Origin of the sequence: Paenibacillus marchantiophytorum (assembly GCF_014640555.1) — a bacterium.
Taxonomy (GTDB): Bacteria; Bacillota; Bacilli; order Paenibacillales; family NBRC-103111; genus Paenibacillus_E; species Paenibacillus_E marchantiophytorum.
In genome coordinates this window covers 68,304-86,724 of the sequence record NZ_BMHE01000019.1, presented here as the reverse complement: position 1 = coordinate 86,724, position 18,421 = coordinate 68,304, and the positions used below count along the sequence as shown (strand labels likewise).

The window sequence follows — 18,421 nt, the reverse complement described above, 5'->3', positions numbered from 1 at the left end:
TCAAGGTAAATCTTACCTGATAGGGGGCTTTTATCTATTGTGACAAGCCATAAAAATTTGCTGGGTACATGCTTAGAGGGGCGGTATCAATTAGAGGCCTTGCTTGGACAAGGCGGAATGAGTCATGTGTATCTGGCCGAAGATTTGAAACTCAAAGGAAAGAAATGGGCTGTGAAAGAATGCTTTTCCATGGAAGAAGATAGGACGAATTTTCTGGAAGAAGCTGAGATGCTGGCGCAACTTCAACATCCACAGCTGCCGCAATTAGTCGATTATTTTATGACAGAGGCAGGGCAAGGCTTCTTGGTTATGGACTATATACAAGGACCTACTTTGCAAGACTTATTCGAAGAAAAGGGCAGGGTCTTGCCTGTTTCCCAAATTGTGCATATCGCGTTTCAGCTTTGTCATTTGTTTCATTATTTACACTCGTTTCAGCCGCGGCCAATTATTTTCCGAGATCTCAAGCCCTCCAATGTCATGCTGAATGAACACGGTCAAGTTCGATTAATTGATTTTGGCGTAGCCCGCCATTTCCATCATGAGAAGCAGTCGGATACGGTGCAAATGGGTACACTCGGTTTCGCTGCTCCGGAGCAATTTCTAGGCGTTCAAACGGATGCACGCTCAGATTTATTTACCCTAGGCGCGATGCTCTACTATTTATTCTCAGGTGGGCAATTTGCCTATCTTACTCAGAAACCTCTTGAACTTCTATGTCCTGACTTACCGGAAGTGATAACCTCAACAGTTGGACTTCTACTTCAGGAACAACCTCACAATCGCTGCCAATCCGCAATGGAAGTGAAAATGAGACTTCGAACCTATTCTCCGAATACCACGATTCTTACACCAAATCCTGCGAAAAATGACGTTGCAGACCAGACAGCGATCCCTGAAAAATTAATTATTATCGGCAGTTTATTTGCCGGTGTCGGTTCGACATTTGCAGCAATTTCGCTTTCCAGGCTCTTGCATACCCTGCGAATCCCGAACGCCTTGGTAGAGCATCCCGTTATCGAACCAGACCTTTACATGCTCCTCTATGGAGATACCCAGGCGCCAAAAGGGTATCAATTCAGCCACAGCTTAGTGAAGGATCAACAGGCACCGACTTCAACTGAGTGGACCGATGGTTATTCGACCTGGGTTCCCATTCATCCGGATGGCCTAGCGGACACTTGGCAATCTGCAGACTCCTTTAAACTCTTACACACAATTAAAAAGCCGATCGTCATTTGGGACGTATCGACTCATTGGGAAGAAGCTTCCGTTCAAGAATTATGTCACAGTGCGGATGAAATTATAGTCGTTCTTGATGGTTCTCCCGGAAAATGCAATCGTCCTCGTTCTCGATTCTTGTTGGAGAAATTTGAGACCTATCAGAAGAGGGGAAAAAGGGTTCACTTTGTAGCAAACGGGAATTTACCTCGCAAAGTTAGTCAGGAATGGGTTGAAAGCCTACCGATTGCTCCTCTATGTACGATACCTGATCTCCCGCGTGATGAAGTTCGGCATCAGGTTTGGAAAGGGCAGTTCATCCAAGACCAACCTGAGATAGTAGACGAGCTCAACCGCGCGCTAGCTCCTTTGCTTACTCACATTGTACCACCGGCTATTTTACACAAAGAAAAAGCAGTGAATCCTTCCAAATCTTGGTTTTCCAAATTCAAAAAGCACGGTTAGCATCCTTATTTAGCTGATAAATCGACCAAGCCAATACGGTAGCAAAGCAAGACCACAATAAGTAAGGAACTAACAGCCATGCTGCTAATTTGGAGTAGGGTATCGTAGCAATTATTAAGAAGAAGGTGGTAATTGCTACGATAGCTGTATCGATAAAGGCAAGACGTCGATCTTTTAATTTAAATTCAAAAAAGGTGAATGCCTGATTAGCTAAATAGTTGATGAGCAAAATAAGTACATAGCCCGTTGCAGCTTCTTGAAAACCATCCGTTTTGGTATAGACGATGGCTACTGAGGCAGAGATTAGCGCATAAAGAATCCCCCAAGCTATTCCAAACAACTTCGCAGGTGGATTCCAACTCGGTTTTTTCAATGTACTGTAGTAAGCAAGATCAGTTGGGAAGAGGACACCTGAAATGGAAAAAAGCGCATAAGTAATGAGGAATACGACGATAAACGTAAACATTGCAACACCTCCATATGAATGTATCAAGCTTGTATTACTATATTACACACGTGTCCCAAGTTATAACCATTAGCACAATAAGTGTGATATGATGGTTCATATTTTGAATTTTTCATGCAAATTGGGGGTATTAAAGATGGAACAACGCTTTGCCAGAGAATCTCGCTGCTTCAAGACTTCGCGTATTTTCCCAACAGATGTAAATAATCACAATACGTTGTTCGGTGGTAAGCTGATGTCCTACATTGATGACATTGCGTCGATTGCCGCCCACAAGCATTGCCGCAGGTCCGTTGTAACGGCCTCTACAGACTCCGTAGACTTTCTGTCACCCATTCATACTTCCGATTCTGTCTGCTTGGAGTCTTTCGTCACATGGACCGGGACAAGCTCGATGGAGGTTTTCGTGAAGGTTGTCACAGAGGACTTGAAAACAGGAGCTAGAAAAATTGCCGCGACATCCTTCTTAACATTCGTTGCTTTGGACGATAATAAGGTGCCCGTTGAAGTGCCTCAAGTGGTTCCCGAAACGGAAGAAGAAACGAAATTACATGAGTCGGCACCACAGAGAGCAGAAATGAGACGCATGCGAAGAGTCGAGAGCAAGAAATTAGCTGGTTTTTTTAAGGTAAATTACCCTTGGGAATAAAAAGATTGTCTTTTTTGTCACATGTGGTATAATTTGGGTACATATTTTTCGGACAAGCGGAAGCACCGCTGATCGTGGAGACTCGTTCTCTTCCATCAGCGGTGCTTTTTTGTTTTCCGGAGCTTGAAGGAGGGTGGTATATGACAACTGAAACAATTAAGCGTATCGCCATTGTGCTTATGATTACAGGCCTGCTCTTAATTGGCAGCGGGATGTATACCAAGCTCACATCCTAATAGAGGGAGGGAATTATGAATAAAATGCAACTGTACATATTGGACGATGATACTGAATATGCCGATAGGCTCGCAGCTTTCATACGATGTTCGGAGTTCGCTGATCGATGGCAAGTGAAGTTATTTTCCAAGCCGGAATTTATCCTAGATGTGATGGAAAGTCAGCAGTTGGATGGAGTGCTATTAATGTCAGAGACATACTACCCCATAATGATTCATCGGAACACGAGTTTATGCAAAATGGTTTTAAGTGAAACGATTGCGAATTCCAGTGACGTTGAAACGAAAGTACCATTTCTCTATCGGTTTCAGTCGCTGCAACAAATGCTTTCGCGTCTTCAAGCATTTTACGCTGAGATGAGCCAAACTTGTGTGGGAGCTCTCACCAATCGAACAAAGGTGCTTTCTTTCTATAGCAGCAGCGGCAGCAGTGGGAAATCGATAACTGCTCTGCACTTAGCCAAGCAACTTTCTTTACGAGGCGAAAGGGTATTCTATTTAAGTCTTGAGTCCATAAGCGCGGCTTCACTATGGTTGAATGGTGATTCGGGCGGATTTTCTCAACTGCTCTATTATCTGAAATCGACACCAGACTCACTAGCCCCGAAACTGCAATTATACAAATCACATGATGCCAGATTGCGCTTTGATTATTTAATAGCGAATGATCAGATTAGGGAAATGTACGAAATGAGCGGTGAGCATGCCAAGTTGCTCGTTGAGGCATTAATCGCTCTTGATGCCTATGATTTTATCCTCATTGATTTGGAATCATCGATCTATCCTAGAATCTTGAAAAGTTTAGAGTTAAGTGATTACATTCTGTGGTTAGTGCGGGATGATTTGAATGATTTTTTCAAAACGAAGGCTCTGTATAAGCAGCTGGGTTTGAAGTCAAATGTGCATTTTGTAATGAATAAATATACAGGTTCTCAAATGAATGATTTGCAAGCCTTGGATAAGAAGCTGACATGTAAATTGCCTTACATTCCTGAATGGAAATCTTTAAGTTCGCCTGAACAGGTGTGGCAATCTGCTATTTTTTCGGGTCAGGTGTACGAAATGTTTTTAGTCATCCTTGGTCGCAGTTATTCGCAGTCCGCTTCCCACTTAGAAGGAGCTGCTGCTTCATGAATCAGGAGGTTTTCCTTGCATTAAAGCAGGAAGTTAAAGAGCGGTTAGATTTATCAAGTACAGTCAGTGACGCCAAGTTAGTAGAGCTTATAGAGGACTCCGTATTCAGCGCTGCGGTTAAGATTAGCTGGACATCCAATGAGATGCAGCTTGCGGTCAAACGAATTTTTGATTCTTTTCGAGGATTGGATGTGCTTCAACCGCTTGTTGATGATCCTTCTGTAACGGAAATCATGGTCAATGGTCATAAGAACATTTTTTTTGAGAGAAAAGGGGCTGTTGAAAGATACCCTGTTGTGTTAGAGAGCGAAGAAAAATTAGAAGATTTAATTCAAATGATTGTTTCCAAAGTGAATCGTATCGTCAATCAATCAACTCCCATTGTTGATGCACGCTTACAGAATGGATCCAGAGTAAATATCGTACTGCCTCCAGCTTCTTTAAGTGGTCCAACTTTGACCATTCGTAAGTTTCCGGAGAAACCGCTGCTCATGGAAGATTTAATTCAAATGGGCAGCATCTCGCAAGAAGCGGCTAGTGTTTTGCAAGTTTTAGTTGAGTCAGGTTACAACATATTTGTTGGAGGGGGAACAGGATCTGGTAAAACGACATTTCTCAATGCGCTGAGTGCCTGGATACCTTCTCATGAGCGGATTATTACGATTGAAGACTCTGCCGAATTGCAGATTCTAACGGTGCCCAATTTGGTGCGGATGGAAACCAGAAATGCAAATACGGAAGGAAAGGGAGAAATCACAATACGTGACCTGATTCGTTCGTCGCTTCGTATGCGGCCTAATCGGATAATTGTAGGGGAGGTCCGGGGGGCTGAAGCATTAGATATGCTGGCTGCGATGAATACGGGACATGATGGAAGTCTCAGTTCAGGGCATTCCAATACATCCTTAGACATGTTAAGTCGTCTTGAGACAATGGTGCTCAGCAGTGCGCCGCTCCCTGTAGAAGTTATCCGCAAACAAATCGCTTCAGCGCTCGATATTTTAGTTCATATTAGCCGCATTCGTGATCGTTCTCGCAGAGTGACTGAGATCCATGAAGTTTTGGGGCTGGCAAATGGCGAGATTCAGCTTCATCCTTTATTCCTCTTTGAAGAAAAGGGTGAAACATCAGATGGGAAAGTGGTTGGCGAACTTGTCTTTACAGGCAACAAATTAACGAATAGGCATAAAACCCAAATGGCCGGAAAGAAATTGCCGGAGTGGATCACCTATCAGAATGAGAGCAAGTCAATATGAGAATTATTCTGATACTTATTATTGTTGCTATTCTGAGCTGGCTATTCCTCGGTTACCTCGAACGAAGAAAGCAAATCGTGAAATCTGAATCTTCCCGTGTGAATACTCCCATAGCCCCCATAAATCAATTAATTGATTATACGTACTATCAATTAACGTCCAAAGAAAAAGTGTATGCCATCTTGATGATGGCACTGCCAACGTTTGTCATCGGCTATATTTTTTACAAAAGCTTTATTCTCGCCACAGCGCTTTCGGTTACTGGCTTCCTATTTCCACGAGTTCGCAAGCAGCAACTGATTCAAATACGTAAAAATAAGCTATATGTGCAGTTTAAACAAGCGCTTGGCTGTCTGTCTTCCTCAATGACAGTCGGTAAGTCGATAGAAACGGCATTCGGAGAGGCGTTAGAGGATCTGCGGCTGCTTTATCCCGACCCTGCTTGTTTTATTGTAGTGGAGTTCAGTATTATTTGTCGCAAAGTTGAAAATGGCGAGCCACTGGAAGTCGCATTGAAAAATTTTGCCGATCGAAGTGATTTAGAAGATGTAAGAAGCTTCATGGATGTATTTATGACATGCAAACGAACGGGAGGCAATTTGGTAGAGGTTATGAAACGAACGGCGACAGTCATTGGGGAGAAGCTTGAGATTTCACAAGATATATCGGTCATGATTGCCCAGAAACGTTTTGAGTCAAGGGTACTGCTTTTTGCTCCAATTGCTATTGTTGCCGTTTTGGCCTTCTCATCGCCTGAATATATGGTGCCATTGTATAGCGGAAGTGGAATTGTGATCATGACGGTTAGTCTAGTGCTGTTAGGTGCTTGCTTTCTATTAACTCAAAAAATCATGAATATTAAGGTGTAACATGTGGATGATATGGTTGCTTATCGTACAAATTTGCACGTGTTTACTCATCTATTTATGGGGAAGTTGGCGTTATGTCAAACAACTTAAGGAAATACAATATCCCTATCGGTTGAAGTTACTACTACCTTACAGTTATTTTCTCATAGATACCCTGCGTGTCATGGAAAAATGGCCTGACATTACAGCGAAATTACATCATAGACTAATTGCTTTACATGGGCGAAGCCTATCTGCACAAGGCAGTAAATGGTTAATGACAGAGATGATTTCAGCTAGTACGTTAATCTGTATGACATTTACTTTACTTTCAGTTCTAGCGGGCAAAGATGCGTCTTTGTTGGGTTTTGGTTATTTGCTATCCGCTATAATCCCTGTGTTAATGGTTCGTGATTTGGACGTGAAAATTCGCAAAAAACGGCAAATGATCATTCTTGAATTGCCTGAGGTTCTAAGTACGATTGTATTGCTCGTAAACGCTGGAGAAACGGTTCACCGCGCTTGGGTACGCTGCGTGGAGGCAAGGCCTCAAGAAAGTGATACACCGCTTTATAAGGAACTAGCCCAAGCAGTCCATGAGCTAGAGATGAATGTATCGTTCACGAAAGTTATGGAGGATTTTAGCAAGCGATGTGCGCTTCATGAAGTTTCCTTATTCACATCAACACTGCTGTTGAATCATAAACGAGGAGGGCATGAATTTGTCCTATCGCTCCAATCCCTCTCGTTAGATCTTTGGCAGCGCAGGAAATCAGTTTCGAGAACATTAGGTGAAGAAGCTTCATCAAAGCTGGTCTTTCCCATGGTGCTTATATTCTTAATTGTTATGGTGATCGTTGCAGCGCCTGCCTTACTCATGATGAAACAATATTAGGAGGAACATAGATGGAAACAATCAGCAGGAGATTCAAAAGCTTTTGGGAAGATGAAGAAGGGCTGGGGACATTGGAAATTTTATTGATTGTAGCTGTGTTAGTGGCGATAGCAATTATTTTTAGAAAATGGATAGTCTCGTGGTTTCAAAAGCTTATTGGAGACGCAAATACTGACTTAAAGGATAACAGTGCTGTTGCTCCCTGTGCGCCAAGTCCAACGACTAGTTGTGCGCCTTAGTTCAAGGCATCGAAGCCTGATTTCGAGTGAGCGCGGGAGTTTCACCTTGGAAGCAGCACTCGTCTTTCCTTTCATTTTACTATGCACAATCACGCTTCTATTTGTAGGTATTTACATGTACCAGCGAGTATATATCCAACAGACGGCAATAACGATCGCAGAGCGGCTTGCATTTACTTGGGATAACAGTCACAAAGATATTCTCACAGGCAATTATGCTCCAAACGAGACGGATGGGCTTTACTGGAGGCTGACACAAGACAAGATATCAGATTTATTCGGATTGTTAGTCGGTGGAGGTACTACACAAATAGCAATACCTGCTACGGATAGTAGCAATCTTGTAGAACGAAAACTCGCTAAATCTGCTGTGATCCTGCCACAGGGCATCACCGGGACGGCCAAATTTACAAATTACGCCTTAGATAGACAGGTTGAGGTGCAGTTAAATAAGCCATTCTTGATACCTGTATTTATTGAAAAATGGTTCGATGCGGAGACTACATCCGGAAAAGGGATTTCACATGTTGTGGAGCCAATCGAGCTAATACGTTTAACGGATATTACACGAACTTATTTTAAAGCTATTAAAGGAAGAATTTCTCCGCAAAAGGCGAGGGAAGCTCTGGTTGAACCGGATCGCTCCGACCTATCAGGGCCCTCAGTAACCATTCAGTCTGAACGTCAAGCCGCTGCTTATTTGAGATCGCTGGTAGGGGGCAAGGAAGTTGTGCTAACGACTCTATCTGGTAAGAGCAGGACTGTAGATGCCTTGGATGCTCGAGGGATAGGACATCAAGCTTTTTATAGTATGACAGAGTTTCAACTGCGCATGGAACAATTGCCCAAGGATATTGAACTGATTGAACAAGGTACGCAAATTCAAGGCGTGGTTTGGCATTTTTTCAAAAAGGGGGCTAATGGTAAGGGGATACCATCTAGTTCATTTCGAAAAGAATTGGAAAGTAAAGGCATAGTGATTGTCATTCATAACTAGTAAGGGGGGAGTTTTTGAGAAGACTCTTTTATTCAGAGGATGGAGCCGTAACCGTCTATTTAATTCTGATTATTGTTCCTATCTTTTTGTTTCAAGCGGTACTCATTGATTTTGCGCGTATCAAATTAGCAGAGAGGGAGAGTGAATCGGCGGTGAAAGCAGCGACACGTTCTGTGATGTCATCGTTTGATCAAGAGATCCAGACGTTAGGACTTTATGGTTTAGGGATATCTCAACCGGAAAGTGAAGAACTATTTCGGCAAGTATTTACGGCTAATTTGTCGTCTGCAGCTGCGAAAGGTTCCTTTCATTATGTCGATACACGCCCTGTTGATCAAAGTATGCAAGTTACTCCTGTCTATTCTTTAGCTAGTCATAACATCTTCCAGAGGCAAGTGCTTGAAGATATGAAAATCAAGGCCCCTATTGAATATACACTGGAGATTACAGACAAGTTCCGCAAAAGTGGAACTAAAGCTCCGTTTCAGTTAGGGTCGCAATTTGCGAAACAAGCGGCTGAGCTGGAAAAACTCATTGAACAGCGGGAAGCTGCGCTGGATGATGCTTGGCAGAGCAGCGAAGAGCTAGTTAAGAAGGCTTCAACTTATCATCTTTATTATCAATCACGAATGACGGAATTAGATCGCTTGGCTGGTCAAATTGGCATACATACGATTGATGAAGTAAGAGAAGAGATAATGAATGTGAAACTTCAGCTCCAATCGCTCCATGCATCAAAAAGTGAACTTGGGGAGCAACTGCAAATTCTTAATCAAAAATTAAATGACCTAGAAACGTTATTGAAATTAATAATGGAGTATACCGCCCTTTTAATGGCAACAAAGCTGGAAGTGTCGGCGAATGAACTTACAGTGCGGCAGTTGCAACAAACAATTGAATCTGATCTTAGGATAGCTAAACAGCGAAACGATGAGATACGTACCAAAATAAATGAGGAGCATACTGTTGTTGGAGCAGCGAATGAAGTGAATGAGGTGTTTCAGAATATTCCGATCATCGGAGATGATTACTTTTATAAATTTCAAACTTCGGTAGCTAGTATTGCTGCACTATTCGCGGCGTTTCAAGAACTCATTTCTTCGATTTATCTATATTCGCCTGACCAAACGGTTAAAGCAAATTCGGCCAATGATGCTTTCTTTAAAGCATCAACAGATTTTTATGGTGAACAAAGTTTGTTAGAAAAGAAGAGGATTGACAGAAACGTTTCCATTGCTTCGAGTAAGAAGAAACAACAAAGTCAAATTCAAGCAGTTTTGGACCAAGCGAAAGAAGCAATTGGGGGATGTTCGTTAACGGGGGATGATGCCTTTATGTACAACCGTCTTCAAGGTACGGGTGAACAGCCTGGAGGCACAGTGGGATATTATCAAAAATATCGGGAAGCAAACGCACAAAATGCAATAGTTGGCAGCGAAATTGCTTATGACCTTGAGAAATCTGAACCTGTGAGCTTAAAGGCAATGGGGATGTTGGAGGCTTTTAATAACGCAGCTGAGAAACTGAGGGACGAGCTCTACGTGAATGAATATGCCTTAACCAAATTTAATTCCCGTACGTATGGGCTAGAGTTGGATGCGGCAGGAAACGCGGAAATTTCCAATGAGCTGGTTGATCCTGGCTCGCATCCTTTGGCAAATCAAGAAGTGGAATATTTATTGTATGGATTTTCTTCATGCAAGGCGAATATCGCCTCAGCTTATGCGGAAATGTTCGCTTTCCGCATGGCGATTCGCGCGGTAGAAGCACTTTTGGATCCAAAAAAAGAACTGCTAAATGTGGGTTCTCCGATGCTTGTGCTTCTTGTAGCTGCTGTGGAAGGAGCACTAAAGGCTTTTCAGGATATGACGAAGCTTACGAAAGGAGAAGCCGTGGAACTATCAGCAAAAATAACTAAATCTGCTCTAAGTCTGACATATAAAGATTATTTGCGCATTTTTCTACTTTTGCATAGCTCAAACTCCAAACTGATGTCTAGATTGCAGGCTCTGATTGAACTAAACACAGGCAAGGATTTATTGAACGAAATAACCTATGTACAGGGAAATGCGGCTAGTGAAATTAAACTTTGGTTCATTCCACAAATGATGAAGGCCATAGATGGGACGGGATTATTAGGCTGCAAAGTACAGGGTAACCGCTGTCGGTTTACACAAACAGCCGCCGCTTCGTACTGAAGAAATGAGGGGATTATATTGATGCGATTTTTTTGCAAAGAGCAGAGAGGCAGCATTGTTTTGGAAGCCTCCTTGGTGCTGCCTTTCTTTTTGGCTTTTGTGGTTGGGATGGTCATTTGTATCCAGATTGCTTTATTGGAACTGGCTTTGCAAACAGGGGTGGCCGAAGCCACTAAAACCTTTGCAGGCCAGTTATACCCACTTCGACTCCTGATGTTGGAAGCTAAAACAAAATATGATCAAAGCTCAAGTGGCGAGATGCTTAATTCAGCTATTGAACGTGTGAAGTCAGCCAGATCTCAGGTTATGAACACTGAAGACTTGGCGGAGGAGTACGCGGCGTATATTCCCGACTCCCTCATGGAGTTAGTACGCTGGGAAAAAGAAAAGCGTGAGTTTGGGGAGAGCAAAGCTGGAGCTGAGCTGAGCGATCTCTACGAAAACCAAATTTTAGAGCGAATGTATGCGGCGTTTACACCTATTGTTTATGCCTTTTGTGATCGTAGAACCATCCGAAAAGATAGTTTCAAGGTTTCATCTATGACCTTGCCAAGCATGGAAAGCGGAGGGGATGCTTTTATTGGAATAGAAGCTCAAATTACGTATAAGCTTCCGCTGCCTTTTATGAGTCACACAATCACTTTGAGAAAGAAAGCTTATGAGCGAGCCTGGGTAGGTGTTTAACGTGGAGGAAACCATCATTCATTTACTGTTTTTCATAGTAATCGCAATCGCGTTGATATCGGATGTGAGGTGCGCCATAATTCCAAATAAGTTGACTATAGGCGGAACGATTATTGGCTTGGGATTCCACGCTGCAACAGCCGGCTGGAGCGGGTTTGTCTTTGCTCTAATTGGTGCAGGGATAGGTTTCATGATGTTGTTTATCCTTTATATGCTTGGTGCGTTAGGTGCTGGCGACGTAAAACTCTTTACGGCAATAGGGGCAATTATGGGGGGCATGTTCGTTCTGCAATTGACCGTATTTGCGATATTGTGCGCTGGTGCGATTGGTCTTGGTTTACTTTGTATTCAAAAGCGAATGTTAGCTACAGGAAATAAGTTAGCTGGCTGGTTATTTACAATAATAGTTTGCCAAGAATTGGACAGCCTATTTTCTTTGAAACGCCAGAGCAACACCAAGTTTCCTTTTATGTATGCTGTTGCGCCTAGCACAGTATTCACTTGGTATTATTCGTTTTTATAAGGAAGGTGAATCATGGCGCAGGAAGTTTTTGGACTTAGGTATGAGTTTGTATACCGGCATGGTCATTATATGAAACTGTACAATGATGCTGGCCTTAACACGAATGATTTGTCATCGCTGCAAGTCAAAATGCTTGAAACCAATAAAATTCCCAATCTCTTGCCATTGGAGATACAAGAATTAGATTTTGATATCAGTTTGTACTACAATCTTTCGGCGAAACGGATGTTAGCTCATATTTTGAAGGTTGAAGGGCTGACAAAGCAGCAATTTGCTCAGTGCCTGTTTTCTATTGTTAGTACTTTGGAAACAAGCAAAAACTATATGTTGGTTGAATCGGGGTTTGTTCTCCATAAGAATTTCATTTTTATTGGAAGTGACTGGTCAAATGTTAGTCTGACTTATGTGCCTTTAAAAACTCTAAGTGAAGAAACCCCTTTCATCTCTTCGCTTGAGATGTTAATGAGCCAGCTTTTATTATTTGTAAAGGAGGAAGAAAGGGAAGCAGTAAAGGCAGTTTTGGATCATCGTGAATTGCAATCTCAACTAAGTTTACAAACCTACAAGGAACTTTTACTGATGTTGATGGGAAATAAAAACATTCATTGCGATGCTGCTTCCACAGTGCAAACACCAATAAAAGAAGTAGAACCAATCCAAAATTTGCCTAAACCACATTCACATGATTTGGGTTCTTCTTGGCAAACGTTACGTGCTGCCCAGGAAGAAGCATGGTCGAAGCTTGAAGAACAAGAAAAGGAACAAGCTGCGGGATCAACACTCACTTTGAAGTCAATCAATCCCAAAACGAATCTTGCTGCGATTGGCCTATTGTTCTTATTGTGTGCATTTCTATGGCAAAATTACATGACGGATCTGTCCAACAGCACATTGCAAATGACATGCGGTGTTACCATTTTATTAATTGATGGTTGGTTTGTATTGCGATATCTTGGGTACCCGAGTTTTAAACGTGTGGGTATGTTGCAGCCAGTGCTGAACAGGGCTGCTTCCAAACAGGCTAATCCCACTATCTCTTCTCAGTTATTGGAACCTGAGCCTGAACAAGAGGTGGATCCCTTAGATGCACAAAGTTATTATCGGAATTTACCAGGGCACACAGCGCTGTTGGCTTACAAGCAGCCAGATCAAACCGTATTTCTTGGGGATTCAAAGCTGCAGCCGCAGGGGCCGCGAATCGAAGAGTCCATCAATGGCCAAGTTAAAGTGATTTTAATTCCTGGCGAACATTTTACAATAGGAAGAGGTGGGGCCAATGTTAAAGTTGACTATGCTGTGGAAGTAGCGGGTGTTTCCCGGAGCCACGCAGAAATTACGAAAACAGATCAGGGCTATGAGATTCAAGATACGGGATCAACCAATGGGACTTATTTAAATGGAGAAGCGCTCGTGACCTATCAATCCTATCCATTGAAGGATGGAGATGAAATTAGAATTGTCAAAGTAGAGATGGCATTTCGTATTTAGCCTATTTAGAGGCATTAATCCGTATTTTTCTTGTGAATGCGCTTACGAGGGCAATTTAACTACTTCCTGTCTGGCAGAAGCAGTGTTATAATAAGAAGTCGCGAATCGTTGCGATTATTTTCTAACAGACAGGGGTTTGTGTTTACGAGATGAGTCTTTTAACAATTGAAGATTTAAGCCACAGTTTCGGTGATCGTACATTATTCAAAAATGTATCCTTCCGATTGCTAGCCGGTGAACGTGTTGGTATTGTTGGAGCGAATGGCGTGGGGAAGTCCACGTTGATGAATATATTGACTGGAAAGCTTTTGAAGGATACAGGAAAAGTAGAATGGACTCCGCGGGTACATTATGGTTATCTGGATCAGCATTCCGTTTTGACACCAGGTAGAACGATTCGGGATATTTTACGTGACGCTTTTTTGCCGCTTTTTGAGGCGGAGAAAGAAATGATGAGCATCACTGAGAAGATGGGAGATGCCTCGCCAGACGAGCTTGAAGTACTCTTGGAGCAAATGGGTGAAATCCAAGAGCGACTTGAGATTGGCGGCTTCTATCTGTTGGATGTGAAAATTGAAGAAATGGGTAACGGACTTGGCCTTAATGCGATTGGCCTTGATCGTGATGTTACCTCCCTCAGCGGGGGACAACGTACAAAGGTTCTTTTGGCAAAACTTCTCTTAGAGAAGCCGACAGTACTTCTTTTAGATGAGCCTACCAACTATTTGGATGTCGAACATATTGAATGGTTGAAAATGTATCTGAAAGATTATCCATTTGCCTTTATGTTGATTTCACATGACACGGAATTTATGAATGAAGTTGTCAATGTGGTCTATCATTTGGAATTTACTAAACTAACTAGATATACAGCGAATTATGAGAAATTCCTGGATATGGCTGAAATGAATAAAACACAGCACATTGATGCGTATGAAAAGCAGCAGGAGTTTATCAAAAAGCAAGAAGATTTCATCGCGCGCAACAAAGCGCGGGCATCAACTTCTACACGAGCTAAGAGTCGTGAGAAGCAATTGGATAAGATTGAACGAATTGAGCGCCCAGAGACAGCTATGAAGCCAACCTTTGTGTTCAAAGAATCACGTTCAAGCAGCAGGGTCGTTTTTGAGGCGGAAAAACTGCAAATCGGTTATGATCGCCCCTTGTTGCCAGAGATGAATGTGACCATTGAACGTGGCGAGAAGATTGCCATTGTCGGATGCAATGGGGTAGGTAAATCTACGCTACTCAAAACTATTTTAGGTAAAATTGAGCCATTCACTGGCAAAACATTTCGTGGTGATTATTTGAGCCCTGCTTATTTTGAGCAAGAGGTTAAAGCACCGAATATGACACCGATTGATGACGTCTGGAATGAGTTCTCATCGATGACGCAGAATGAGGTTCGAGGGGCGCTTGCGCGGGTCGGACTCAAAAATGAGCACATTACTCGTGCAATGAGCAAGCTTAGCGGTGGTGAGCAAGCCAAAGTACGTCTTTGTAAATTGTTGATGCGAGAAAGCAACTGGCTGCTGTTCGATGAGCCGACAAACCATTTGGATGTCGTGGCCAAAGAAGAGCTGCAGCGCGCTTTAAAAGAATATAAAGGCACTGTTTTATTAGTTTGCCATGAGCCTGAATTCTATGAAGGCTGGGTAACCAGAGTTTGGGATGTTGAAGAATGGTCTGCTAAAGTAACTAATTAAATTCATAGGGGGAATTGATTCATGTTAACTCACGTTGTATTTTTTAAGTTGAAAGACCGCAGTCCGGAAGCCGTAGAAATAACGAAAAATGTACTCACCAATATGGAAGGCAAAATTGAAGTGCTGAGACATCTTGAAGTCGGAACCGATATCCTTCACTTGGAACGTTCTTATGATATTGCGTTAATCACGAAGTTCGACTCCCTCGAGGATTTAAAGTCTTATGATACGCATCCAGTTCATGAAGCAGTGAAGGCTCATATGAAGACAGTTCTTGATGGCACTTCAATTTGTGTCGATTTTGTAAGCTAATTGAGTTTGAAAAACATAAGGGAACAGTGTAGTATCCTTAGAAGAGCTGCACTGTTTTTGTGTGTTTATAGGGCAGTAATTAATTTATAGAAAAGGGAGGAATCCCAAGTGAAGACCAAATTTGATCAAACATATATGACAGATATCCTCGAGCTGCTGCTGCGGACTCCAAGTCCGACAGGTTATACACACCATATTATGCAAAAAGTTCAACAAGAAGTTGGCAAACTCGGGTATGAGCTTACATATACAAATAAAGGCTGCGGTATTGTCACCATTCCTGGTACGAGCCAGGATCGTGTGATCGGAATATCTTCGCATGTGGATACACTTGGAGCTATGGTTCGATCGATCAAAGATAATGGCACTTTGAAAATCACCTCATTAGGCGGTTTTATGATGGGGGCTATTGAAAATGAGTACGTTCAGATTCATACCCGCGATGAGCAGGCCTACGATGGGACTATTCTGACATCACGTCCATCTGTTCACGTTTATGAGGATGCGAGAGAATTTAAACGGGATGAAGCGAATATGGAAGTTCGTATCGATGAACTCGTGACATCCAAGAAAGAAGTACAGGCTTTGGGTATCCGTGTTGGAGATTACATCTCTTTCGATCCACGCGTGCAAATCAAACCAAATGGCTTCGTAAAGTCGCGTCATTTGGATGATAAAGCTAGTGTTGCTTCCATATTTGGTTTGCTGAAATGGATAAAAGAAGCAGCCGTGAAACCACGGTTTACCATAAAGCTGTTTTTCTCTAATTATGAAGAGGTTGGGCATGGTTCGGCTTTCATTCCTGAGGATATCACTGATTTTATCGCGGTTGATATGGGCGCGCTGGGTGATGATTTGAGCGGCAGTGAACGAGATGTTTCGATTTGTGCCAAAGACTCTTCAGGTCCTTACGATTATCAGATGACTTCGAAAATGATTGAGCTTGCTGAGAAGCTTGAAATTGGCTATGCCGTCGATATATATCCAAGATACGGCTCAGACGCATCCGCTGCGCTTAGAGGCGGACGCGATATTCGCGCCGCGTTGATAGGACCGGGCGTTCATGCGTCACACAGCATGGAACGCACGCATATGGATGCTGTAGTGAACACAGCAGCTCTGCTTGCAGCCTACATCATGGAGCCGGTAGAAGCATGAATATACTAAGTGCAGTCAACATAACCAAAACATTTGGCGAAAAAGTGTTGTTCGACGACATCTCGTTTACGGTGAACGAGAAGCAGCGCATCGGTCTTATTGGCGTGAACGGCACAGGCAAATCCACGCTGCTCAAGCTGCTGGCGGGGCTCGAAACGGCGGATCGCGGCAAACTCGTGCACGCGAACCATTTCCGAGTGGAATACTTGCCGCAGAACCCAGAGTTCGATCCGAACTCTACGGTTCTTGAGCAAGTGTTCCACGGTGACACACCGCTCATGAAGACGCTTCGCGACTATGAGCTTGCACTTGCCGAGTTGGAGCTGGACGCTGCCAACGAGAAGAAACAATCGCGATTGTTCGCAGCACAGTCGCGCATGGATGAACAGGGTGCTTGGGAAGCCAGCACCCTGGCCAAAACTGTGCTGATGAAGCTAGGCATCAGCCAGTTCGACAAGCCCGTCGGCCAGCTCTCCGGCGGTCAGCGCAAACGCGTCGCCATGGCTCGCGTGCTTATTCAGCCCGCCGATCTGCTCATCCTGGATGAGCCGACGAACCATATCGACAACGAGACCGCTATCTGGCTCGAGGAATTCCTCGGCAAGTGGCGCGGCGCCTTGCTGCTCGTTACCCATGACCGGTACTTCCTGGAGCGGGTAACGAACCGCATGCTGGAACTGGATCGGGGCAAGATCTACAGCTACGAGGGCAACTATGAGTCGTTCCTCGAGAAGAAAGCAGAGCGGATGGAGTCCGAAGCATCCAGCGAAGACAAGCGGCAGAATTTACTCCGCCGCGAGCTCGCCTGGCTCCGTCGCGGCGCGAAGGCGCGCACGACCAAACAGAAGGCGCGGATACATCGCGCCGAAGATTTGCGGGACCACAAGGTGGATGGTCCCGGCGAGAAGATGGACATGGCGCTGGCTGGCAGCCGCCTTGGCAAGAAGGTGATGGAGCTGGAAGCCATCACCAAAGCTTTCGAGAGCGGGAAGCCGCTGCTGAGCGGCTTCAGCTACATCGTGATGCCCAGAGACCGTCTAGGCATCATCGGACCGAACGGCAGCGGCAAATCGACGCTGCTGAACATGCTCGCTGGGCGCATCCAGCCGGACAGCGGCACGATCGAGACGGGAACGACCGTGAAGCTTGCTTACTACACGCAAGAGAACGTCGAGATGGACGAGAAAATGCGCGTTATCGAGTACATCAAGGAAGCTGCGGAGGTCATTCGCACGTCTGATGGGGAGTCGATTTCTGCTTCCCAGATGCTCGAACGCTTTTTATTCTCGCCTACTTTGCAGTGGTCCCCCATCGGCAAACTCTCCGGTGGCGAGCGGCGCAGACTGTATTTGCTCCGTACACTAATGGGCGAACCGAATGTGCTGCTGCTTGATGAACCGACGAATGACTTGGATATCCAAACCTTGACCATACTGGAAGATTATCTGGATCAATTCCCAGGTGCCGTCATTACGGTATCCCATGATCGTTACTTTTTGGATCGCACGGTTTCGCATCTATTCGCATTCGACGGCAACGGCCGTATTGAGCCTTACATCGGCAATTACTCCGACTATTTGGAGGAGAAGCGCGAAGAGGAAGAAGCGGAACAGGCGCGCAAAGAAATCATTCGCAATGCAAGTGCGGCGAAATCAGCGCCGTCAGCAGCCAATACGACTCCAACAACAAGCAATTCTTCCTCATCGAACCGTCCTAAGAAGCTCTCCTTCAAAGAACAGAAGGAATGGGACGAAATCGAAGGGACGATTGCCGCTTTGGAAGATAAAGCAGCGAGCTTGAAGCAACAAATCGAATCAGCCGGCAGCGATTTTGACCGGGTGCGTGATTTGTATGAACAAGAGCAGCAAACCACGGCTGATCTGGAAGCAGCGATGGAAAGATGGACTTATTTATCCGAGTTAGTTGAAGAAATAGAACGCAAGTAA

At 44.0% G+C, this 18,421-nt stretch carries 17 protein-coding genes; 16 read left to right on the top strand and 1 reads right to left on the bottom strand.

The features are described from left to right. The first annotated feature begins 39 nt into the window (after positions 1 to 39). The gene (locus IEY34_RS18660; protein WP_189013910.1) at positions 40 to 1,686 is read left to right on the top strand and encodes a serine/threonine-protein kinase; all 1,647 of its coding nucleotides are present in this window, start codon (positions 40 to 42) and stop codon (positions 1,684 to 1,686) included. Here the strand turns inward: IEY34_RS18660 and IEY34_RS18655 are convergent. Then, on the bottom strand, positions 1,670 to 2,152 hold the full coding sequence (locus IEY34_RS18655; protein WP_189013908.1) for a TspO/MBR family protein: 483 nt from the start codon (positions 2,150 to 2,152) through the stop codon (positions 1,670 to 1,672). The two genes, IEY34_RS18660 and IEY34_RS18655, sit on opposite strands and share 17 nt — an antisense overlap. Positions 2,153 to 2,288: 136 nt before the next feature. Here IEY34_RS18655 and IEY34_RS18650 point away from each other — a divergent pair, with 136 nt between their 5' ends. The 15 genes from IEY34_RS18650 to IEY34_RS18580 all read left to right on the top strand — a co-directional run bounded on the left by IEY34_RS18650 (position 2,289) and on the right by IEY34_RS18580 (position 18,421). Beyond that, entirely contained in the window at positions 2,289 to 2,801 is a 513-nt protein-coding gene (locus IEY34_RS18650; protein ID WP_189013906.1) for an acyl-CoA thioesterase, read from the top strand. A 251-nt stretch (positions 2,802 to 3,052) separates the two neighbouring features. Further along, positions 3,053 to 4,171 carry a P-loop NTPase family protein gene (locus IEY34_RS18645; RefSeq protein ID WP_189013904.1) on the top strand — a complete coding sequence of 373 codons (1,119 nt, stop codon included), beginning with the start codon at positions 3,053 to 3,055 and terminating at the stop codon, positions 4,169 to 4,171. Continuing rightward, positions 4,168 to 5,427 carry a TadA family conjugal transfer-associated ATPase gene (locus tag IEY34_RS18640; protein WP_189013902.1) on the top strand — a complete coding sequence of 420 codons (1,260 nt, stop codon included), beginning with the start codon at positions 4,168 to 4,170 and terminating at the stop codon, positions 5,425 to 5,427. The genes IEY34_RS18645 and IEY34_RS18640 overlap by 4 nt, the downstream gene beginning before the upstream one ends. Continuing rightward, complete coding sequence (locus tag IEY34_RS18635; protein ID WP_189013900.1) at positions 5,424 to 6,296, top strand: type II secretion system F family protein; 873 nt, start codon at positions 5,424 to 5,426, stop codon at positions 6,294 to 6,296. Before IEY34_RS18640 ends, IEY34_RS18635 begins: the two co-directional genes overlap by 4 nt. A gap of 7 nt (positions 6,297 to 6,303) precedes the next feature. Continuing rightward, on the top strand, positions 6,304 to 7,170 hold the full coding sequence (locus IEY34_RS18630) for a type II secretion system F family protein (protein ID WP_189013899.1): 867 nt from the start codon (positions 6,304 to 6,306) through the stop codon (positions 7,168 to 7,170). Positions 7,171 to 7,181: 11 nt separating this feature from the next. After that, entirely contained in the window at positions 7,182 to 7,409 is a 228-nt protein-coding gene (locus tag IEY34_RS18625; protein WP_189013897.1) for a Flp1 family type IVb pilin, read from the top strand. Between the two features lie 46 nt (positions 7,410 to 7,455). After that, positions 7,456 to 8,406, top strand: coding sequence for a hypothetical protein (locus tag IEY34_RS18620; RefSeq protein WP_189013895.1), 951 nt, complete (start codon positions 7,456 to 7,458; stop codon positions 8,404 to 8,406). A gap of 14 nt (positions 8,407 to 8,420) precedes the next feature. Then, positions 8,421 to 10,604, top strand: a complete 2,184-nt coding sequence (locus tag IEY34_RS18615; protein WP_189013893.1) for a hypothetical protein — start codon at positions 8,421 to 8,423, stop codon at positions 10,602 to 10,604. A gap of 60 nt (positions 10,605 to 10,664) precedes the next feature. Then, entirely contained in the window at positions 10,665 to 11,288 is a 624-nt protein-coding gene (locus tag IEY34_RS18610) for a pilus assembly protein (RefSeq protein ID WP_189013891.1), read from the top strand. A gap of 1 nt (position 11,289) precedes the next feature. Continuing rightward, positions 11,290 to 11,811: an A24 family peptidase gene (locus tag IEY34_RS18605; RefSeq protein WP_189013889.1), complete on the top strand. Its 522-nt coding sequence runs from the start codon at positions 11,290 to 11,292 to the stop codon at positions 11,809 to 11,811. A 12-nt stretch (positions 11,812 to 11,823) separates the two neighbouring features. Then, positions 11,824 to 13,299: a DUF6382 domain-containing protein gene (locus IEY34_RS18600; protein WP_189013887.1), complete on the top strand. Its 1,476-nt coding sequence runs from the start codon at positions 11,824 to 11,826 to the stop codon at positions 13,297 to 13,299. 149 nt (positions 13,300 to 13,448) lie between these two features. Further along, positions 13,449 to 15,005 (top strand): ABC-F family ATP-binding cassette domain-containing protein, encoded by a 1,557-nt coding sequence (locus tag IEY34_RS18595; RefSeq protein WP_189013885.1) that lies wholly within the window; start codon positions 13,449 to 13,451, stop codon positions 15,003 to 15,005. Between the two features lie 21 nt (positions 15,006 to 15,026). Further along, positions 15,027 to 15,317: a Dabb family protein gene (locus tag IEY34_RS18590; protein ID WP_189013883.1), complete on the top strand. Its 291-nt coding sequence runs from the start codon at positions 15,027 to 15,029 to the stop codon at positions 15,315 to 15,317. A 108-nt stretch (positions 15,318 to 15,425) separates the two neighbouring features. Next, entirely contained in the window at positions 15,426 to 16,475 is a 1,050-nt protein-coding gene (locus IEY34_RS18585; protein WP_189013881.1) for a M42 family metallopeptidase, read from the top strand. Further along, positions 16,472 to 18,421 (top strand): ABC-F family ATP-binding cassette domain-containing protein, encoded by a 1,950-nt coding sequence (locus IEY34_RS18580; RefSeq protein WP_189013879.1) that lies wholly within the window; start codon positions 16,472 to 16,474, stop codon positions 18,419 to 18,421. The genes IEY34_RS18585 and IEY34_RS18580 overlap by 4 nt, the downstream gene beginning before the upstream one ends.